This is a genomic window from Sphingomonas sp. Marseille-Q8236 (assembly GCF_965112005.1).
On sequence record NZ_CBCOPO010000001.1, the window covers coordinates 176,490 to 193,296 of the forward strand.

Consider the following 16,807-nt stretch of genomic DNA (forward strand, 5'->3'; position numbering starts at 1 on the left):
ATCACATGCCACCCCGCTGCGGATCGAGGCCGATGGCGGGCAGCGTCGGCCCCTTCCGCGGCGGCGCGGGCCGGCCCTCCGCGATGGCTTTCAACTGCGCCGCAAGATTGAGCACCTCGCGGACGACGTAGCCATCGTCGCGGTACTCGGCGGCGGTCTCCGCCCCCATGAAGCGCCGACGATCACGGGCGTCGTTGGGAACCACGTCGTAGATATGATTGCAGTCGAAGCCGAACCACCAGTGACCGGCGCCCGCATCGTGGTCGGTCGCGTTCCGCAGCGGCTCGTGACCGACCACGACATGGCAGATGCGCCTCGCCTCGCTGATCAGGCTGCGCTGCGGCGAGGGCCCGGAGTCGCAGATCCTCGAATAGGTCAGTCCGCCGTGCACCTCGATGCCGAGGTCGGCGGGGATCGCCTCATGGTTCCACCCGAACAGCGGATGGGACTCGGGTATCCCGACGAACCCGCTGAGGTATCCCGCGGGATTGGCGCGCATGACGATGCATTCGTACCCCGTGGCGGGATCGATCCAGGCGAGCTTGTCGGCCTCGCCGAGCCAAGGGCCGTCGCCGCGCGGCTGGCTGTCTTCGACGAAATAGATCTCGGCGGCCGGCACCGTTCCCGTCGCGGTCGTGTAGTTCCTGCCGACAATGCGGGTCACACCGCTCGCCAGGGTCACCTCGCCGCCGTCACCAGGAAGCCTGGCGAGGGCGAGTTCCGAGCCGATCGCCGGCGCGATCTGGCTCTTTATCGCCGGGGTGAGAGGCTGCGCCGTCACGATGACGGCGGTCGAGCGAGCCTTCCCAGACTTCGGCAGGTTCTTCCTGGCCATGGCGTTCTTCTCCTTCGATTTGGGGGGATCAGAGGAATCGGGTCCGCGGTGTCACGCGGACGATCTCGGGGCAGATCTTCTGGGGGCGGGCGTCGGCCGCGTAGACGTTGGTCGCGAGCCAGGATTGCTCGGCGACGAGTTGATCGTCGGCGACCTCACGCCACCAGACCTTGCGGTCGACCGTGGCATCCCAACAATAGCCGCGCGCCCTAAGACGATCCTTCAAGTCGAAGTGGGCGCCGCGGGCGCGCACGATCCACGTCGGCTTCGAGCCCGTGTGGATCATTTCCGACAGAGCGGTCCGACCATCGGCGTCGACGTGGCGCAGCATCTGAATCAGGGCATCCACGTCCGCCGACGCGCGATGGCCGCAGTGGTAGAAGCCGGCCTGCAGCAGAAGATAGCCGAGAACGCGGCCATCGAAATGCCGGGCACGCCAGTCCACCTGCCGCATGGAGCAGCACCAGTTCAGGCCGGCGGCACCGGGCAGGCGCCTTTCGACCCAACGGCGGTCGAAAGCGCTGTTGTGCGCGACCACGAAACTGGCCGAGCGGAGGAGGTCGGTGGCATGCTTCTCGTCGATCGAACGTCCGGCCAGGTCTGCGTCCGTCAGGCCGGTCAGAGCGGTGATGTCGGCGGCGAGCGGCTCTCCCGGATCCTGCCGCCACTCGAACGCCTCGTCGATGGTGGTGATCACGCCATCAGCGTCGTAGCGAAAGCGGCGGATGGCGAGTTCGATCACCTTCCCAGTGTCCACGTCGAGGCCGGTGGTCTCGACGTCGATCGCGACGCCGACGTGAAGACCGCGACCGACTCCATCGCCGGTCGGGCCTTCATGGAGACGAAGCGGATGCAGGACGCGCACGTTCGCGTCGTCGGCCGCTTCAGCGCGGCCGACTTCGGCTTGCAAGGTCATGTGTATCTCCCGAATTCGGGTCAGGCCGGGCGGATGCCTCGGCGGCGGCGGGACGATGCTCCCTTGGGAGGCGATCACTCGGCTGCAGCCATCACATCCGGTCTGTTACGCCTGAATCCCCATCTCAATGTCGACCGCGAAGTGCCGCGCGGTGGGGCTGGAGCAATCCTGCTCCATGTTCCGGATAAGATCGAGGACCGGCTCCGGCACCAGAGCGAGCACAGGCGGCGATGCCACATGCACGCCCTGGCGGATGTCGGCGAGGTCCGCGACATCCGGACCGAAGCGCCCGGCAAGGCGCGTCCGTACCTCGTCGACGTCGCGCGCGATGCTGGCGTGAAAGACCTGCATCATCCGGTTGTCGCGCGTGTCGACGATCGTGGCCGTATACATGCGCGCGCGCGGCGTGGTCCTGCGGCGGCCACGCGAGGAACGCGACGAAGGCTGGTGGCCGAAGAGGAACCGGCCCTTGCGCTCGTCGCCATCGCCCGCCAGCAACTCGTCCATGGCGGAGCGATCGGCGTCCAGCCCGATGCCAAGCCCATGCAGCAGGATGCCACGCATGCAGTCCTGTCGGTCGAGGCAGGCGTCGACCGCTGCGGCGCCGCCGAACAGCTGCCGGGGTGCGAACATCCAGCTCATCGGATCGTGCTCCACCGCATCCCGTTGGAAGCGCGTCGCAGTCTCGGTCGCCACCAACGCCACGCGACCGATTGCGCGGCGCGTCGTGACGACGACCTCATCAGCGGCCCCATCCTCATCCAACGGGTCAGGGAACAGCGCGCCTATACGCCGAGTCGGTTCGACGTCGCGCCCATTCTGGCGATTGCCAGGGTGCTGACCGGCATCGATGCCTCCTGCTGCGCTCATGTCCATAATGTCACTCCATCGTCGCCGACAGCGTCACTGTCGGCGATGGCGACGGCCGCCGACGAACCACAATATGGCGCGCACCTGAAATAATACAATACTTCGCGAATTATTGTAGTGTAAATGCCGTATTAACGATATTGGATGACCCTTCCCTATGGGGTGGAGCCAACCTAGAATGATTGGAGTGGAAAAGATGCATGCCCTGCAGGTGATGAGCGCCTTGTCGCAGACGAGCCGGTTCGCTGCGTTCCGCGCGCTCGTCGATGCTCTGCCGGATGGCATGGCGTCCAGCGACATCGCCGCCGCCATCGGCACGACACCGAACACCATGAGCGCGCATCTCGCAATCCTGGAGCGTGCGGGGCTGGTTTCGTCCGAGAAGATCGGTCGGAGCGTGATCTACAAGGCGGAGACGGTGCCCGCCGAAGACCTCAGCGCGTTCCTGCACAACGCCTGCGAGCGCGGACGTCAGGCGCGCAGCCGCCACTCGAAGTAGCAGGGGTCGACGAGCGATGCCCATCCGGGCGCGGACGTACAGACCCAGCATTTGGGCGCGGATCTTCCTGGCGGAGAACTGGAAGGTCGTCCTCCATCCGTCGCGCGGCGACCGGCTGGCGCTCGCCACCGACGACATCGCCTGCGTCGACGTCAACGCCGTCGACGTGACGAAGGCCCTAATCTGGCACACGGTCGAGATCCGGTCGCCCGACCGGATCGAGAAACTCACCGGGCTTTCCGCCGCCGCCGCCCAGACGCTTCGCCATGACCTGGTGCACTTCATCAACCAGCACTTGGCTGCGCTGATCAGCCGAAGCGAAGGGCAGCTGCGCGGCGTCGATGCCGCCGTACGGCTTATCACCGACGCTAAACGCCAGTATCTGGCCCATGCGGACGTCAGCCAAGCGATCTCGGGCGTCCCCGGCACGGCGGCTCAAGCGTTATCGCACCCGCTCTTTGACGAGGCGAGGATTCCGGATGCCGTCCGCGCATTACTTCCCGCCTCGCTCAAAATGATCACCGATCCCGAGACGCGGCGACGTTACAACGAGGAGTTCGTGGCGTACGAACTCAAGCGCTTCGGCCCCTTCTTCGAGGACCTCGGCGGCGTTTCGATGGCGATGGAGCAGCGCGAGGCTTGCATCAGGCTAGAGGACAGCAACCTGCTTGTTGCCTCCGCCGGGTCGGGAAAATCGGCGACCATGGTCGGCAAGGTGGCCTACGTCCTCCAGAAGGGGCTCTACGCACCCGAGGACATCCTTGTCCTCGCCTACAACACCAGCGCGGCCGCTGAGTTGAAAGAGCGCATTGCGCGTCAGTTGCAAGTGCAGCCCAATGATCTTGCCTGTCGGGTCACCACGTTCCACGCGCTCGGCTTTTCTATCATCAAGGAGGTCGATGGCGAGCCGCCCCGCCTCGCCAATTGGGTGGAGAACGCCAGCGGCGAAGCCCGCTTCATCGAGACGATCGTCTCCGACCTCAAGGAACGGGACGAGCGTTTTCTGTCGCTATGGACCGATCTGCTGTCGCTCTACCCGAAGGCGGACCTCCCGCTCGAGGCGTTCTCGACCGAAGAGGAATACAAGCGCTACATCGCGGATAATGGCGGAAAGCGCCCCGACAGCATCGGGACGCTCGTCCCTAACCTCTATGTCAGGTCGCTCCAAGAGCGTCGCATCGTCAATTGGCTGTGGCGGCACACCGTCGACTTCGAATACGAGCGAAGGATTCGTATCCCGAAGGGCGAGGGCGAGCCGCCACAGTTCGTGCACCCGGACTTCTTCTACCCCGAATCCGGCACCATCCACGAGCACTTCGCTATCAACAAGGACGGGACGTCGCCGTTCGATGGCTATATCGTCGAAGCCGCGCTCAAGCGGACTGGCTATGCGAAAATCCAGGCCGATTTCTTCGAGACGAGATCTGCCGACGACGCTGCCGGCAAGCTCCTCGAGAAGCTCGAGATCGAGTTGCGGAAACGCGAGATCAAGATGGTCGCGCGGTCGCCACAGGAGGTACTGAAGGCAGTCGCACCGATGGTCATCAGCCGCTACCACCGCGTCATCGGCGTCTGCGTGAAGCACATCCGAGCCAGCCGGCTCACCCGCGACATACTGCTCAAGAAGGCCGAAACCCTCCATGATAAGGTCCGGGCGCGACACTTCGTCGAGGTCATCTGGAAGATCGCCGAGGAATACACCGACAGGCTCGATAAGGCGCAGCGGATCGACTATGACTCAATGATCGGCGACGCCGTCCGCTACGTTGAGACGGGCAGGTATCGAAGTCCCTTCTCGCTGATCCTCGTCGACGAGTTCCAAGACACGTCGGAGCCGCGGGCCAACCTCGTCAAGGCTCTCAAGCACCAGAAGCCTTTTAACAAACTGTTCGCCGTTGGGGACGACTGGCAGTCGATCTACCGATTCGCCGGGTCGGACGTGACGATATTCACCGACTTCGAGAGGGGTTTCGGTGCGTCGTGGATGGGGCGGCTTGAACGCACATACCGGTGCAATCAGGCGCTCGCCGATACCGCCGCGGCGTTCGTCCAGCGCAACCCGGGCCAATTCCGCAAAACGGTCGTTTCGACGCGGCCCGCGGTGTCGCGGTCAATCAGGGTCGTGCCCGTCGATGTAACCCGCAATAAGCCCGGCTTCACCGAACCATGTCGCAAAATCCTCAACCGGCTCGACGTCTTTCTGGGCACTCAGGCCGCACAGTGGCGCACCGCCGAACGCCGTCGGCTGAAGGTTCTCGTCCTCTGGCGCTACAACTCACTCGATCCGTTCAACGGCCGTCCTCCCCGGTTCGAGAACATCGATGTCACCGGCCTGTCGTTCCACAGGTCAAAGGGTCTGGAAGCCGACTACACTATCCTTCTCGACGTGAGCGACGGCAACTATGGCGTGCCCAGCCGGATTGAGGATGACGAGCTCCTCAACCTAGTGATCCCCCGACCTGAAACATATCCGTTCGCCGAGGAGCGCCGTCTATTCTACGTCGCCCTCACGCGTGCCAGTCGGGGGACGTTTCTCATCGCCAACGATCGGCAGCCATCCCCCTTCATTCATGAACTGTTCGAGATCGCCGGCGATGACATCCGCTTCGAGACGGCGGATGGCGTGCCGATCGACATATGCCGCAAATGTCTCGTCGGCACGATGGGCGACCGACCGCAGGCTGACGGGTCGATGGCCCGGAACTGCAGCAGGGCTCCTGCATGTCAACATACTGAAGCAACTCGTGCCCCATCCGGCAAATGATCCTGCGAGAACATCAACACCTGAGGAGCAGGTCGACATTTGCATACGCGACAATGCAGTGAGCGCGTTGCAAAGCCTAGGATCATCATTCTATAAAATACGCAGTCCAATTTGGGGGTGATATCATGGCATTTTTTGGACTGTTTGGGGCTAAGACAGAATCGCCCGTCCAGGCTGGTCCACATGTGACGGAACATATTTCATCAAATAGTGACGAAAATGTAGGAGCGCTGTTGGAGATCGCGGTAGAGATGTCCGGCGACATCGCGCGCACTCTCCCGACCGAGCAGGATGCTTGGTGGTTCTTGGCGGAGCAGTATGATCGAACCGTCAATCTGGGTGGGTTACATTTGCAGCTACTCGAGGCGTCATCGCTCAAGATGCACGTGATCGAGTATGAGGGGCGCCGGTCCGAAGATTCCTATGTCGGCAAACGCAATCCCGGCGCGGCATTTCTAGAACAGGCCCGACGCAACCTCACAGCCAAACTGCCAGACAGCCTCGTTGACGTGGTAATCACGCAGGCCTTCATCCTGTTCGCCGAGCAGAACATGCCGGCGATTGATGCGCTGCGGATCAAGTATGGGACCCATTTCCACAATAACTGCGTTCGCAGCGGAGCCTACAATAACGCCGAGCGGTGGCAGGACGTGATTGATGAAATCGAAAGTCGCCGCGCAGGCGTCGGCGAATCCACCATGCACACGTTTGCCAATCCCTTTTACCGCAGCCCGAGTGATGACATCGAAGCGACATACGCCGAAGGTGTCTTGGCCATACAGAATGGCGATTTTGGCACGGCCGATCACGCATTGCGCCGTGCTGCCGCGGGCGGCCACGTCTCGGCACTATACAACCTCGCGATTCTACATGGAAACGGCCTCGCCAGCCCATGGGATCCCGAGTTCGGTATTGAATGCTTTTATAAGGCGGCCGACGCCGGACACCCGAATGCCAGCAAAGGCCGGTGGATGATGGAGGGTGCGGATCGTGGGGGCTTTGGGACCGACAACCTGACGCGCTTCGCATCCCAGATGTCGCCCGAGGACGGGTTGGACGCGATGATCATGCTCTGCGCCTGCCGCTTCATCGAGGTCCTCTGTCGTCAGCACGACGCAACGGACGCCGTGATCGCCTACGAACTCGATGCTGCCTCTATAAGCGACGATCCTGCGGTGCTGCGGTACGTGGAGCGCACCGGAATGGCCCATCGTTTCTACGACGGCGGCTTGAACAGACTGGAGCCGGGTTCCGCAGCCGACCAGATCACCGACGCGCTCAACAACTTCTCGGTCGCAATGAAGCGGGCTGGTTTCGACAAGCGCATGGTGATCGTCGCACGGTGCACGATCATCGGCCACCTGATCCGCGTGTCGAGGCACGGATCGCGGTGCAAGCCACTGCTCGGGGTGCAGCAGTTTCTGGCGGCAAGATAGACGTCGCCGGAGGCGCAGCTATGAAATACGAGGGGGGATATCGATAAGAAGTCTGATAATAATCAGGACGCTCGCACTGACGCTGTCGGCGTGCAGCCGCGCAGTCGCCGGGCTATCGGCGAAGTGACTGGCCGGGCCCCGCTGATGCTCCGGGAGACCGAACGCGTCAGGGAGGGAATGCCGCTGATGGGCCGGGAATAACTGGTACTCAAAGGTGGCTTTGGTAGAATATGGCGGCTCGATGCGGGGTGGCGCGTTCACAGGCTGGTTGGGCGGCGCGTCAGGATCGTCGGTGCGCACACCGACGATCCTGACGAAGCGCACGCGGAGTCGGCCTCGTCATCGCCTCAAGCACCTGCGATCCGAATTGGGCATGACGATCGACGACGGGGAGAATGGATACTTCGCGTGCGATACGACGATAGTGGGGGGCGGGACCGGGAACCGCTGTTGAGGCCCACCCTACGATTAGCGCGCCAGCAGCTTGGCTTTCTGCTGATCGAATTCATCCTGGGTGATGAGCCCGTCCGTCTTCAGCTTGCCCAGCTTCGCCAGTTCGTCGGCGACCGATAGCTGGGGCGGGTTGGTGAGCGTCACCGCCACGGGTGCCGCTGCAGCGGCCACCATCTCCTCGGTGAAGGCGGGCCGATACGTCCGGGACACCATCAACTTCATAGGCTTGCCGTCGTGTAGAATCTCCACCGGATAGGTCGCAGTCTTCGCCGCCTTGGCCAGCGAGTCCTGGAAGTCGTCACCGCTCTTAAACCGTTTGCCTGCGATCGCGGTGATCTGGTCGCCGACCTGCAGACCCGCCTGGCCTGCCGCAGACCCCTCCTGCAGCGCGGTAACGCGCATGTTCGTCACCTTGCCGGTCGGTACCGGTTCCAGCCCGACGCCGAGGAAGGCATGATTGGGGAACGTCGTTCCCTTCGGGAGCTTGCCGCCCGCTGCCCCCATGAAGTTCATCGCGCCATTGTGAAACTCGGGTCCCGAGAAATCGGTCCGCTTCATCTGCCCGAACGCCATCTGCAGCTCCATCCAGCCCGACGCCTGAACGCGGGACACGCCCCCGACCGTCGAAACTGTGTACTTGAAGAAGCGTCGCGGGGGAGTGGAGTAGCTGTTGCCCATCAACAGCGTGCCCATGAGCGACTGCCCGAAGTTCAACGGCGCCTCGCACACGACTTCAGTCGCGGTGGACGAGGTGACGCTCCAGTGCGAGTCGATGCACTTGGCTGACAGTTTGCCCACGACTTCGGTCGGTGGTTGGGCGAACATCATTTCCGTCGCACCCGAGGGCGTGACCGCGAAGTACTCATCGGCGAACGCCGGCGTGGACAATAGGATGCCTGTCACCGCTGCGACCAAGTGCGACTTATTCATCTTAAACTCCCCCAAATGCCATCCGTCCCCACGGCGGCAGTTGCTAGTTCGCACGCGATCAGTGGCGAGCGCAACCGACTTCCAGCTGCATTGCGCAGCGAAGCTGGTCCAATTTGATGGCGATTTCTTGAAAGCGCGCGACCCCGGCATCGTCGCCAGCCAGCGCCAGTACGCCGATCCGCTCAGCAATCCAACGGGGCGCATCCGGGCCATGCAGCCGCTCGATGGCGAGCGCCTCAGCATGGCGTTCCTGGTCGGGGTTCATTCAGCCATCCACTCCCGTATTGCCGCAACGTCTTGGCAGCGGCACCGCTCCGCGTCATGCAGGTGCATGGCTCAAGACGTGCAGTGGTCGGTGAACGTAGACAAGATGACGGACGCCCTCGTCCGATCACACCTCAAGGGATCTCGGCCGAAAATGACGCTCGACACCTTTTTGAAAGGCGCGATCCGGCGCGAATTGGATCGACTGGCCCTCGGTGAGCGTGGCCGCGCAGTGAGGCAGCCGCCAGCTGCGGACGGCATGTGGGAGATCGTCATTCCGCGCCCGCGGACATGATGACGCTGATCCTGCTCGCCACGGTGCAGGTGGTGCCGTCGGGGCAGGAATTCCGTTGCACCCCGACCCGCGTGTGGGATGGGGACGGTCCGGTATGGTGCGCCGAGGGTCCCCGTCTTCGCATCGCGGGCATCGCCGCGCGGGAACATGACGGCACCTGCCGTTCGAACCAACCCTGTCCCTCCGCCACCGCAGAGGCTTCGCGCGACGCGCTGGTTCGTCTCATCGGTCGACCGACGGGCCAGTCGCGTCAAGGCCACGTCATCGTGAGGGGCGAACCTATGAGGTGCGTGTCGAACGGCCCGGCTGGCGGCTCTCGCACCGGCGCTTGGTGCATCACCGCGGCGGGGGTTGATGTTTCATGTGCGATGGTCGCCAGCGGAACGGTGCTCCATTGGGACAGATACTGGCGGAATCACCGCTGCGGAAGGAAGCACTGATGCCAATCGGCACGCGGCACGAAATCGAAGGCCTGCTCCTCGAACGGCAGGGAGAACTGGTGCTAGATGTCAGAGGCGGGGGTACGTGGAGGCTGGACGCGGGTTGGCGGGCGCGCCGGTTGCTGGGCCGCCGCGTGCGGGTCAGCGGAACGAGGGACGGATTCGACCTGCTGGCCGTGGGGACCATCAAGGCGCTGTAGGGCGACGAGACGGGCGACGGCGCCGACATCACTGTCGATCCAAGATCATGATCGAGCATTCCGGCGCCCCGTGATCCGCCGACCGTTCACCCCATCACTTCTTGAACATCCGCAAACTGGCCTAGCGAGGCTGCTTGCGGCTCGGCCGTTTTGACGGCATCGGCATCACGCTCGACGTTGGGTAATCGGACGTCCTGGCGCGTGGCCACCCTGCGCTCCTCCTTCGTCTTTCCGCCGTGAATTCATTCCTCACCCTCAGGATCGCGACGCAAGGGAAGCGGAAGCGACAGGATCTGTCGTCCTTCATCTCCATGTTTCGATTGCGACGATTCGGATCGCAGGAACAGGAGAATACCATCATGACCAAGGGTCGAAGCGGCGGCAGCTACCGCAGCGCGATCAGCGGGCGGTACGTCACCGCCAGCCACGGCAAGGCGAGCCCGCATACCACCGTCCGCGAAGCCGCAGGTACGGGCGGCACATCGGGGGGCCACTACCGCAGCGCCATCTCAGGGCGTTACGTCACCACCGCCCACGGAAGGGCCAGCCCGCACACCACCGTGAAGGAGAACTGAGCATGGCGAAGCGATACGTCCGGGCCACCGGCAAGAACTCGCAGGGCGACATCACCAAGCTCTGCAACTCGGGCGATTACTGGTCGCCCCGCAGCAAGGCCGACGCGATCAGCGACATCGAAGGCGGTCTGCACGAATACTGGGTGAACTGGACGCACTATCCGGAAACCAAGATCCGGGTCGTGAACGGCCCGACTGGGAAGTACCTGCGGACCGACCGGGACACCACGTCGAGGAACAACCTCGACGATCTGCCGAACTGTTGATGTCCGCCGCCGGGGTCGGGGCCCGCCCCGACCCCCATGGCGCTATGGCATGGAAGCGAAGTCGTCACGGCGATGGTCTTCGACCATCCGCGCGAGTTCCGGCGGCGACAGCACTTCGACCGCGTCGCCCCACATGTACAGATGCCAGCACATCTCAAGCAGACCGGCCGCGCGGAACCTGACCACCAGAGAACCGTCCTTCTCGCGTTCGACGGTTTGGGCGGGATGGAACAGGAAGCCGGTCGCCCGCGGTACGGCGCGTGGAGCGAAGCGCCATGCGACGTCGTGGATGCCATCATCCTGCTGAAACGAGCCGAAGCAGCGCTGCGCGTGGTCTTCGAGATCGAAGCCTGCCTTGCGCACGAAGGACTCGGGCAGAACGGTGGCCTCCTCGATGGCCTCCACGCGAAAGTGCTGGATGCCGCCGCCCACCTTTTCCAAGTCGACGGCGACCAGGTAACGACGGGCGCCAAGCAACAAGCCGTGCGGCGCGACGACACGTTCACGGGCGACCTCGTCCTTCCAGCCGCAATAGCGAATCCGCAGTCGCGACGTTCCCTTCAGGGCCGTGGAGATGGCATGATCGATCCCCTCCCGGCCCACAGGCCTGGGTCCGGGGCGGGCCGCGTGACCGAGAGCGAGCAGGAGCGCGTCCTCGTCGGCCTCGATGCGGCGGCTAAGTTCGCTTGGAATAAGCGCCAGGATTTTGCCATGCAGCGACCGCAGCGCCTGCACCTGGTCCGTTCCAGCACCGTTCGTCAGCATCTCCTCCGCCAGGGTCAGGGCGGCGAGTTCCTCGGCGGTGGGAGCCAAGAGGGGCGCGATGGCCTTGTACGGAAGACGCCAGCGCATCTTTCCTGAATCCTCGTCACGGTAGCTATCCAGTTCAGGAAAGCGCTCGCGAAGAGCGGCGACGACACGTTGCGCGGTCCGGTAATCGCGTTCCAGGACGTCAGCGATCTCATCCAGACTGATGCCTCGTGCACTTGCCGCCCGCGACGCGATGGTCAGAAGATCGATCGCGTTGCGGTAGGACATCCTCAACCTTCCCCATGCGACAGGATTTGTCCTGTGACGACATCATGATGGACGTGCACGATGCAGTCCAGCGGATGGCGATCCGCAGATCGGGGGAAAGATGCGGAACTACGGCGGACGAACGATCTTCTCGGCGAGCGACCTCGTCAACTTCATGGGTTGCGGCCACGCCACCATACTCGACGTGCGGAACCTCGCCTCGCCCACCACCTTCGCCGCCGAAGACGAGAACGCCGTCCTGTTGCAGGAGAAAGGGATCCAGCACGAACGCGCGTATCTTCGCCGTCTGCAGGACGAGGGACGCTCCGTGGTCGAGATTGCCTCCACCGGGACACTTGAGGAGCGCGCCGAGGCGACCAAGCGCGCGATGCAGGAAGGTCATGACGTCGTGTACCAAGGCGCCTTCCTGGCGGGTCGCTGGCACGGCTATTCCGACTTCCTCCTCCGACGCGACGACGCGCATTCCTCTCTCGGCGCATACGTTTACGATGTCGCCGATACGAAGCTGGCCCGATCGGCCAAGGCCAAGCATGTTCTGCAGCTGTGCGTCTACGCCGAGATGCTTGCCGAGGTGCAGGGCGTCATCCCTCCGCAGATGCATGTGGTGCTCGGGTCGGGCGAGATCACCTCGCTCCGTACGTCGTCGGTGCTGCATTACTTCAGCTTCGCGCGCCGCCGCTTCGAAGCATACGTCGACGCGCCGCCGGTGACATCGGCTGGCGATCCGTGCGGACACTGCACCTTCTGCCGGTGGTCGGACAGATGCGACCAGGAATGGGATGCCGCCGATCACCTCTCGATCGTAGCGGGAATGGGCCGTGGTCAGATCGCGGCCCTGCGGGGTGCCGGCATCGACGACATCGGAACGCTCGGCCTGCTGCCGGCGGACACCCGCATCGACGGGATGCAGCCGGATACCGTAGCCCGGCTCTCGAACCAGGCACGACTCCAGGCGCATCAGCGCCGGACAGGTGAACGCACGGTGGAGACCCTCCCTCTCCAACCCGGCCGTGGCTTCGCGCGCCTGCCGCAGCCCGATCACGGCGACATGTTCTTCGACATGGAAGGCGATCCGCTCTTCGACGGCGGGCTCGAGTATCTCTTTGGCCTCGTCGCCTTCGACGGTGACGGCGAGGACCGGTTCCACGAATTCTGGGCGGATGATCGCGAGAGCGAAAAGTTCGCGTTCGAACAGACCGTCGACTTCATGGTGGATCGACTCGCTCGATATCCTGCGGCGCACATCTATCATTATGCGGCGTACGAGCAGACCGCACTCAAGAAGCTCGCGATGTATCACGGCACACGTGAGACGGAGGTCGACGACCTCCTGCGCGGCGAGAAGTTCGTCGACCTGTACCGCGTTGTCGCGGAATCCATCCGAACGTCGGAGCCCCGCTACTCGATCAAGAACATGGAGGCCTTCTACCTGCCCGGCGGCCGCCAGGGCGAGGTCAAGAACGCCGGCGACAGCATCATCATCTATGAACGCTGGCGGCGCCTGGGCGACGAGCAGTTGCTGCGGGAGATAGCTGACTACAATGAGATCGACTGCCGCTCGACCCGCATGTGCCGCGACTGGCTGCTCTCGCTTCGGCCAGAAGGCATGTCTTGGTTCGAAGGTCGCGAGGTCGGCGCGCCGGACCCCGCCAAGGCGGCGGCTCGAACCGAGGCAGAGGAACGGACACGCCGCTTGGCCGAGGCGCTGATCGAAGCCGAGGACGCGCCGTGGCGGCGGCTGCTGGTCGATCTGCTCGAATTCCACCGACGCGAGGCGAAGCCGTCCTGGTGGGCTATGTTCGCACGTCGGGACATGGACCGCGAGGCACTGCTGAACGATGCCGAGAGCCTCGCCGAGCTGATGCCTCACCCGACGATCGCGCCCCGCAAGGAGAGGCGCTCGACGGTCCAAACCTTCACGTTCCCGGCGCAGGACTTCAAGCTGAAGGTCGGGGACTCGCCTCTCCGTTCGGGAACGCTCGAGCCCGCGGGTGACATCGTCATGCTGGACGAGGAGGCACGCCTTATCGAATTGAAGCTGGGTCCCAGCCGCTCGCCGCTGGAGCCTGGGGCTGCGCTCATCCCGACCGGCCCGATCGGCGACACCGTCCTGCGCGGCGCCATCCACCGCTATGCCGAACATGTCGCCGCAGGCGGAAGCCGGTATCGTGCGATCACCTCCGTTCTGCGCCGCGACCGTCCCAGCCTCTCCGGCCGCGCGCCTGGCCAAGCGATCGTGGCAGATGGCGCCGATGCGACCGGCGGCGCCATCGAAGCCCTCGTTGCGCTCGACGACAGCTACCTCCTGATCCAGGGCCCACCGGGTGCGGGCAAGACCTACACCTCGTCTCAGGCGATCGTCGCCCTGCTTGCGGCCGGCAAGCGGATCGGCATCGCGTCCAATTCGCACAAGGCCATCAACAACCTGCTCGCCGACGTCGAGGCGGCGGCCACGGCACAGGGTCTGGACTGCCGTGGGATGAAGAAGTCGAGCCGCTTGGACCAGGCACTCGCCACGAGCGGTTGGATCGAGGACGTGATCGGTGGGACCGGCAGCGGGGTTCAGCCATACCATCAGCTTGTAGCGGGTACGGCCTGGCTGTTCGCACGCGAGGAGATGGACGAGGCCTTCGATTACCTTTTCATAGACGAAGCCGGACAGGTCAGTCTCGCGAACATCGTGGCCATGGGCGTGGCCACCCGCAATATCGTCCTCGTCGGCGACCAGATGCAGCTGTCACAGCCGATCACCGGCACGCATCCCGGGAGCAGCGGAATGTCTGGTCTCGATTATCTTCTCGAAGGCCATGCGACCGTTCCCGCCGAGCAGGGCGTGTTCCTGCCCGTCACCAGGCGCATGCACCCGGACCTATGCCGTTTCATCTCAGATGCGGTGTACGAGGGACGGCTGGAAGCGGAAGCGACCACCGTCAACCAACGCCTTGAGATCGACTGCGCGCGGGACCCCGACGCGCTTGCACCTACCGGCCTGCGCTTCGTCGACGTCGAGCACACCGGATGCACGCAGCGTTCCCAAGAGGAGGCCGATCGACTCGCTGTGACATATCGTTCCGTCCTGGGGGGGCGATGGACGGACAGGCACGGAAACCAGCACACCATCGGCACCGACGACATCCTAGTCGTGTCGCCGTACAACATGCAGGTCGAACTGTTGAAGCGCGCCTTGCCCGAAGGCGCGCGGGTCGGGACGGTCGATAAGTTTCAGGGGCAGGAGGCGCCGGTCGTGCTGATTTCGATGGCCACCTCGTCCGGCGACAACCTGCCAAGGAACATCGAATTCCTGTACAGCCGCAATCGGCTGAACGTGGCGATCAGTCGCGCAAAGTGCCTCGCGATCATCTACGCCAACCCCCGGCTACTCGAGATTCCCTGTTCCACGATCGAGCAGATGGAACTCGTCGATGGTCTTTGCTGGGCGAAACATTTCGCTGACGAGCAGCGGGATCAGGCGGCTGCGGCCATCGACGAACGCCGTGCCGCCTGATGTCAGGAACTCCTTCTGAAGGCCCTCGTCGGCATCGATCCGTGCATGCTCGCGCCGATCTGCCGCCGGATGCCCGGCTGGTGGTGCGCGACGTCTGGCCGAGCGATGGCGATGGCACCGTGATCGTGCACGAGCAGTATCAGCAGCCTGCAAGATGGTGGCACCCCGCCACCCGTCTCATCGGAGTCATGATGATCCTGCTGGCGATCGGCTGGCCGGCGACCCTCCTGACGTACGGCTGGACGAAGACGGGGCTTGCGTTCGCCGCAGCGGACATCGCGCTTCTCGTCACCGGTTTCGAGGTGATGAAGTCGGGCGACAAGCGATGGCTGTGATCATTGCGGCAACGAAAACTTAGTTTCTCGTCATCTACCGTCATGAAGTTCACTGGAGATATAAAGACGATGTTCGATAGCGAAGATGAATCGGTTTACGACGGTGAAGATTTCGAGCCGGTAGACGTCGGCCATAAGCCGAAAGACGTTCGGGCCATCTGGTCCGAACAGTTGGAGCGGGGGTGGAATGGCGTCAAGTTGGCGGACTGGGTCGGCCTCTATCTGCCTGCCAAATTCGACGCCGACATCCGCTTCCTCGACTTGCTCGTACAGAAGGTGCCGATGTTCGCACGCGTCGCTCGACGGCGACGGCGCGAAGCGGTCGGAGATCTCATGCGCGATCAGTACCTCCTTCCATGGACGAGGAAGAAATGTCCGCAGTTCTTCACGGAGGAACGTGTAGGCCAGACGATCGAACTGACGGACGTCGAGCACGGCTTTCCGGTGGCCCAGGTGAAATCGCTTGTGCTCATGGCGCTGGAGGCCGGCGATGTCGAACAGGCCCGAAAGCGTCTGGTCTACTGCTGGCTCATTCCGACGGTGAACTGCACGAACATCACCCATCGTGCGCTTCCGAGCCGGTGCGAGGACTTCGACAGGCCGCTCGATAGATATTCGTCTCGTCACGCAAAGCTGCAGGATCTCGCTGCCCGCCAGTTCCAGGGCACGCCGATGACCCTGAGACGTTTCGACGGCGCCTTGATCGATCCAGATACATACAGCCGGGCGCAGTTGCTGGACGATCTTCGGACGATCGAGCAGCTTCGACCGATCGTAGACGGTCTCGATGGCCTCGACTTCCCGACCATTCAGGAAGAGGAAGAATATACGCGTAGAATGACCAGTCGCCGAACCACTGTTCCGGGTGCCTGAGGCATAATTTGGTGCACATGTCCGGGCTGCCGATGGGTCGGCGGATATAGCTGATCGATCGTTGCAGTCCGGACGGTGGCATTTGGAAGCCGCTTTCCAAACATCAGGCAAAATATCCTCTCGCATATCATTGAACGACCAGGGTGTGCTGTCGAACGGGCGGGACCTGCACGCGTACCCCGCGCTCGTTGATAACAACGCGTGACGCGACCACGCTGTCAAACTAGCGGCCGACCCCTGCAAAATTCGCGTTTGGGTGATCGGGCCGACGGAATGGCGATTTGAGACCGCCACGACACGCGGGTCACGGCCG

18 protein-coding genes are annotated in these 16,807 nt (G+C 63.4%); 11 read left to right on the top strand and 7 right to left on the bottom strand.

Features of this window, described 5'->3' with window-relative positions:
- Window position 1 precedes the first annotated feature (1 nt).
- From ACWPWT_RS00875 to ACWPWT_RS00885, 3 genes are all read right to left on the bottom strand, one after another.
- Window positions 2-835: a hypothetical protein gene (locus tag ACWPWT_RS00875; RefSeq protein WP_454278172.1), complete on the bottom strand. Its 834-nt coding sequence runs from the start codon at window positions 833-835 to the stop codon at window positions 2-4.
- Window positions 836-863: 28 nt separating this feature from the next.
- A complete protein-coding gene (locus ACWPWT_RS00880; RefSeq protein ID WP_454278173.1) occupies window positions 864-1,751 on the bottom strand; it encodes a 3'-5' exonuclease in 888 nt (295 codons plus the stop codon).
- Window positions 1,752-1,856: 105 nt separating this feature from the next.
- Window positions 1,857-2,627 carry a hypothetical protein gene (locus ACWPWT_RS00885; RefSeq protein ID WP_454278174.1) on the bottom strand — a complete coding sequence of 257 codons (771 nt, stop codon included), beginning with the start codon at window positions 2,625-2,627 and terminating at the stop codon, window positions 1,857-1,859.
- Between the two features lie 190 nt (window positions 2,628-2,817).
- Between ACWPWT_RS00885 and ACWPWT_RS00890 the strand changes: the two genes are divergently transcribed.
- The 3 genes from ACWPWT_RS00890 to ACWPWT_RS00900 all read left to right on the top strand — a co-directional run bounded on the left by ACWPWT_RS00890 (window position 2,818) and on the right by ACWPWT_RS00900 (window position 7,320).
- Window positions 2,818-3,120 carry an ArsR/SmtB family transcription factor gene (locus ACWPWT_RS00890; RefSeq protein WP_454279863.1) on the top strand — a complete coding sequence of 101 codons (303 nt, stop codon included), beginning with the start codon at window positions 2,818-2,820 and terminating at the stop codon, window positions 3,118-3,120.
- A gap of 16 nt (window positions 3,121-3,136) precedes the next feature.
- Window positions 3,137-5,884, top strand: a complete 2,748-nt coding sequence (locus ACWPWT_RS00895; RefSeq protein ID WP_454278175.1) for a UvrD-helicase domain-containing protein — start codon at window positions 3,137-3,139, stop codon at window positions 5,882-5,884.
- A 125-nt stretch (window positions 5,885-6,009) separates the two neighbouring features.
- Window positions 6,010-7,320, top strand: a complete 1,311-nt coding sequence (locus ACWPWT_RS00900) for a hypothetical protein (protein WP_454278176.1) — start codon at window positions 6,010-6,012, stop codon at window positions 7,318-7,320.
- Between the two features lie 468 nt (window positions 7,321-7,788).
- Here the strand turns inward: ACWPWT_RS00900 and ACWPWT_RS00905 are convergent, their stop codons facing one another.
- Both ACWPWT_RS00905 and ACWPWT_RS00910 read right to left on the bottom strand, forming a co-directional pair.
- Window positions 7,789-8,688 (bottom strand): PDZ domain-containing protein, encoded by a 900-nt coding sequence (locus ACWPWT_RS00905; RefSeq protein ID WP_454278177.1) that lies wholly within the window; start codon window positions 8,686-8,688, stop codon window positions 7,789-7,791.
- A 73-nt stretch (window positions 8,689-8,761) separates the two neighbouring features.
- Window positions 8,762-8,968 (bottom strand): DUF6961 family protein, encoded by a 207-nt coding sequence (locus ACWPWT_RS00910; protein WP_454278178.1) that lies wholly within the window; start codon window positions 8,966-8,968, stop codon window positions 8,762-8,764.
- 153 nt (window positions 8,969-9,121) lie between these two features.
- Here ACWPWT_RS00910 and ACWPWT_RS00915 point away from each other — a divergent pair, with 153 nt between their 5' ends.
- The 3 genes from ACWPWT_RS00915 to ACWPWT_RS00925 are packed head-to-tail and all read left to right on the top strand — an operon-like array spanning window position 9,122 to window position 9,902.
- Entirely contained in the window at window positions 9,122-9,262 is a 141-nt protein-coding gene (locus ACWPWT_RS00915; RefSeq protein ID WP_454278179.1) for a hypothetical protein, read from the top strand.
- Entirely contained in the window at window positions 9,262-9,702 is a 441-nt protein-coding gene (locus ACWPWT_RS00920) for a thermonuclease family protein (protein WP_454279864.1), read from the top strand. Before ACWPWT_RS00915 ends, ACWPWT_RS00920 begins: the two co-directional genes overlap by 1 nt.
- Window positions 9,702-9,902 (top strand): DUF5818 domain-containing protein, encoded by a 201-nt coding sequence (locus ACWPWT_RS00925; protein WP_454278180.1) that lies wholly within the window; start codon window positions 9,702-9,704, stop codon window positions 9,900-9,902. Before ACWPWT_RS00920 ends, ACWPWT_RS00925 begins: the two co-directional genes overlap by 1 nt.
- 86 nt (window positions 9,903-9,988) lie before the next feature.
- Here ACWPWT_RS00925 and ACWPWT_RS00930 read toward each other — a convergent pair whose 3' ends face one another.
- Window positions 9,989-10,111 (bottom strand): hypothetical protein, encoded by a 123-nt coding sequence (locus tag ACWPWT_RS00930; protein ID WP_454278181.1) that lies wholly within the window; start codon window positions 10,109-10,111, stop codon window positions 9,989-9,991.
- A gap of 150 nt (window positions 10,112-10,261) precedes the next feature.
- On the opposite strand from ACWPWT_RS00930, the gene ACWPWT_RS00935 reads away from it, so the two are divergent.
- Both ACWPWT_RS00935 and ACWPWT_RS00940 read left to right on the top strand, forming a co-directional pair.
- Window positions 10,262-10,477, top strand: a complete 216-nt coding sequence (locus ACWPWT_RS00935) for a hypothetical protein (RefSeq protein WP_454278182.1) — start codon at window positions 10,262-10,264, stop codon at window positions 10,475-10,477.
- Window positions 10,478-10,479: 2 nt separating this feature from the next.
- On the top strand, window positions 10,480-10,743 hold the full coding sequence (locus ACWPWT_RS00940) for a DUF3892 domain-containing protein (protein WP_454278183.1): 264 nt from the start codon (window positions 10,480-10,482) through the stop codon (window positions 10,741-10,743).
- A 42-nt stretch (window positions 10,744-10,785) separates the two neighbouring features.
- On the opposite strand, the gene ACWPWT_RS00945 is transcribed toward ACWPWT_RS00940, so the two are convergent.
- Window positions 10,786-11,781: a helix-turn-helix transcriptional regulator gene (locus ACWPWT_RS00945; protein ID WP_454278184.1), complete on the bottom strand. Its 996-nt coding sequence runs from the start codon at window positions 11,779-11,781 to the stop codon at window positions 10,786-10,788.
- 100 nt (window positions 11,782-11,881) lie between these two features.
- On the opposite strand from ACWPWT_RS00945, the gene ACWPWT_RS00950 reads away from it, so the two are divergent.
- The 3 genes from ACWPWT_RS00950 to ACWPWT_RS00960 all read left to right on the top strand — a co-directional run bounded on the left by ACWPWT_RS00950 (window position 11,882) and on the right by ACWPWT_RS00960 (window position 16,494).
- On the top strand, window positions 11,882-15,286 hold the full coding sequence (locus ACWPWT_RS00950; protein WP_454278185.1) for a TM0106 family RecB-like putative nuclease: 3,405 nt from the start codon (window positions 11,882-11,884) through the stop codon (window positions 15,284-15,286).
- 41 nt (window positions 15,287-15,327) lie between these two features.
- A complete protein-coding gene (locus ACWPWT_RS00955; protein WP_454278186.1) occupies window positions 15,328-15,621 on the top strand; it encodes a hypothetical protein in 294 nt (97 codons plus the stop codon).
- Window positions 15,622-15,690: 69 nt separating this feature from the next.
- Window positions 15,691-16,494: a hypothetical protein gene (locus tag ACWPWT_RS00960; RefSeq protein WP_454278187.1), complete on the top strand. Its 804-nt coding sequence runs from the start codon at window positions 15,691-15,693 to the stop codon at window positions 16,492-16,494.
- Window positions 16,495-16,807: the final 313 nt, after the last annotated feature.

Excerpts from the sequence above, each read along its gene's own strand:
- ACWPWT_RS00900 (WP_454278176.1), top strand. The coding sequence starts at position 6,010 with ATGGCATTTTTTGGACTGTTTGGGGCTAAGACAGAATCGCCCGTCCAG.
- ACWPWT_RS00875 (WP_454278172.1), bottom strand. The coding sequence starts at position 835 with ATGGCCAGGAAGAACCTGCCGAAGTCTGGGAAGGCTCGCTCGACCGCC.
- ACWPWT_RS00935 (WP_454278182.1), top strand. The coding sequence starts at position 10,262 with ATGACCAAGGGTCGAAGCGGCGGCAGCTACCGCAGCGCGATCAGCGGG.
- ACWPWT_RS00880 (WP_454278173.1), bottom strand. The coding sequence starts at position 1,751 with ATGACCTTGCAAGCCGAAGTCGGCCGCGCTGAAGCGGCCGACGACGCG.
- ACWPWT_RS00915 (WP_454278179.1), top strand. The coding sequence starts at position 9,122 with ATGACGCTCGACACCTTTTTGAAAGGCGCGATCCGGCGCGAATTGGAT.
- ACWPWT_RS00940 (WP_454278183.1), top strand. The coding sequence starts at position 10,480 with ATGGCGAAGCGATACGTCCGGGCCACCGGCAAGAACTCGCAGGGCGAC.
- ACWPWT_RS00890 (WP_454279863.1), top strand. The coding sequence starts at position 2,818 with ATGCATGCCCTGCAGGTGATGAGCGCCTTGTCGCAGACGAGCCGGTTC.
- ACWPWT_RS00885 (WP_454278174.1), bottom strand. The coding sequence starts at position 2,627 with ATGGACATGAGCGCAGCAGGAGGCATCGATGCCGGTCAGCACCCTGGC.
- ACWPWT_RS00960 (WP_454278187.1), top strand. The coding sequence starts at position 15,691 with ATGTTCGATAGCGAAGATGAATCGGTTTACGACGGTGAAGATTTCGAG.
- ACWPWT_RS00950 (WP_454278185.1), top strand. The coding sequence starts at position 11,882 with ATGCGGAACTACGGCGGACGAACGATCTTCTCGGCGAGCGACCTCGTC.
- ACWPWT_RS00925 (WP_454278180.1), top strand. The coding sequence starts at position 9,702 with ATGCCAATCGGCACGCGGCACGAAATCGAAGGCCTGCTCCTCGAACGG.
- ACWPWT_RS00945 (WP_454278184.1), bottom strand. The coding sequence starts at position 11,781 with ATGTCCTACCGCAACGCGATCGATCTTCTGACCATCGCGTCGCGGGCG.
- ACWPWT_RS00920 (WP_454279864.1), top strand. The coding sequence starts at position 9,262 with ATGACGCTGATCCTGCTCGCCACGGTGCAGGTGGTGCCGTCGGGGCAG.
- ACWPWT_RS00910 (WP_454278178.1), bottom strand. The coding sequence starts at position 8,968 with ATGAACCCCGACCAGGAACGCCATGCTGAGGCGCTCGCCATCGAGCGG.
- ACWPWT_RS00895 (WP_454278175.1), top strand. The coding sequence starts at position 3,137 with ATGCCCATCCGGGCGCGGACGTACAGACCCAGCATTTGGGCGCGGATC.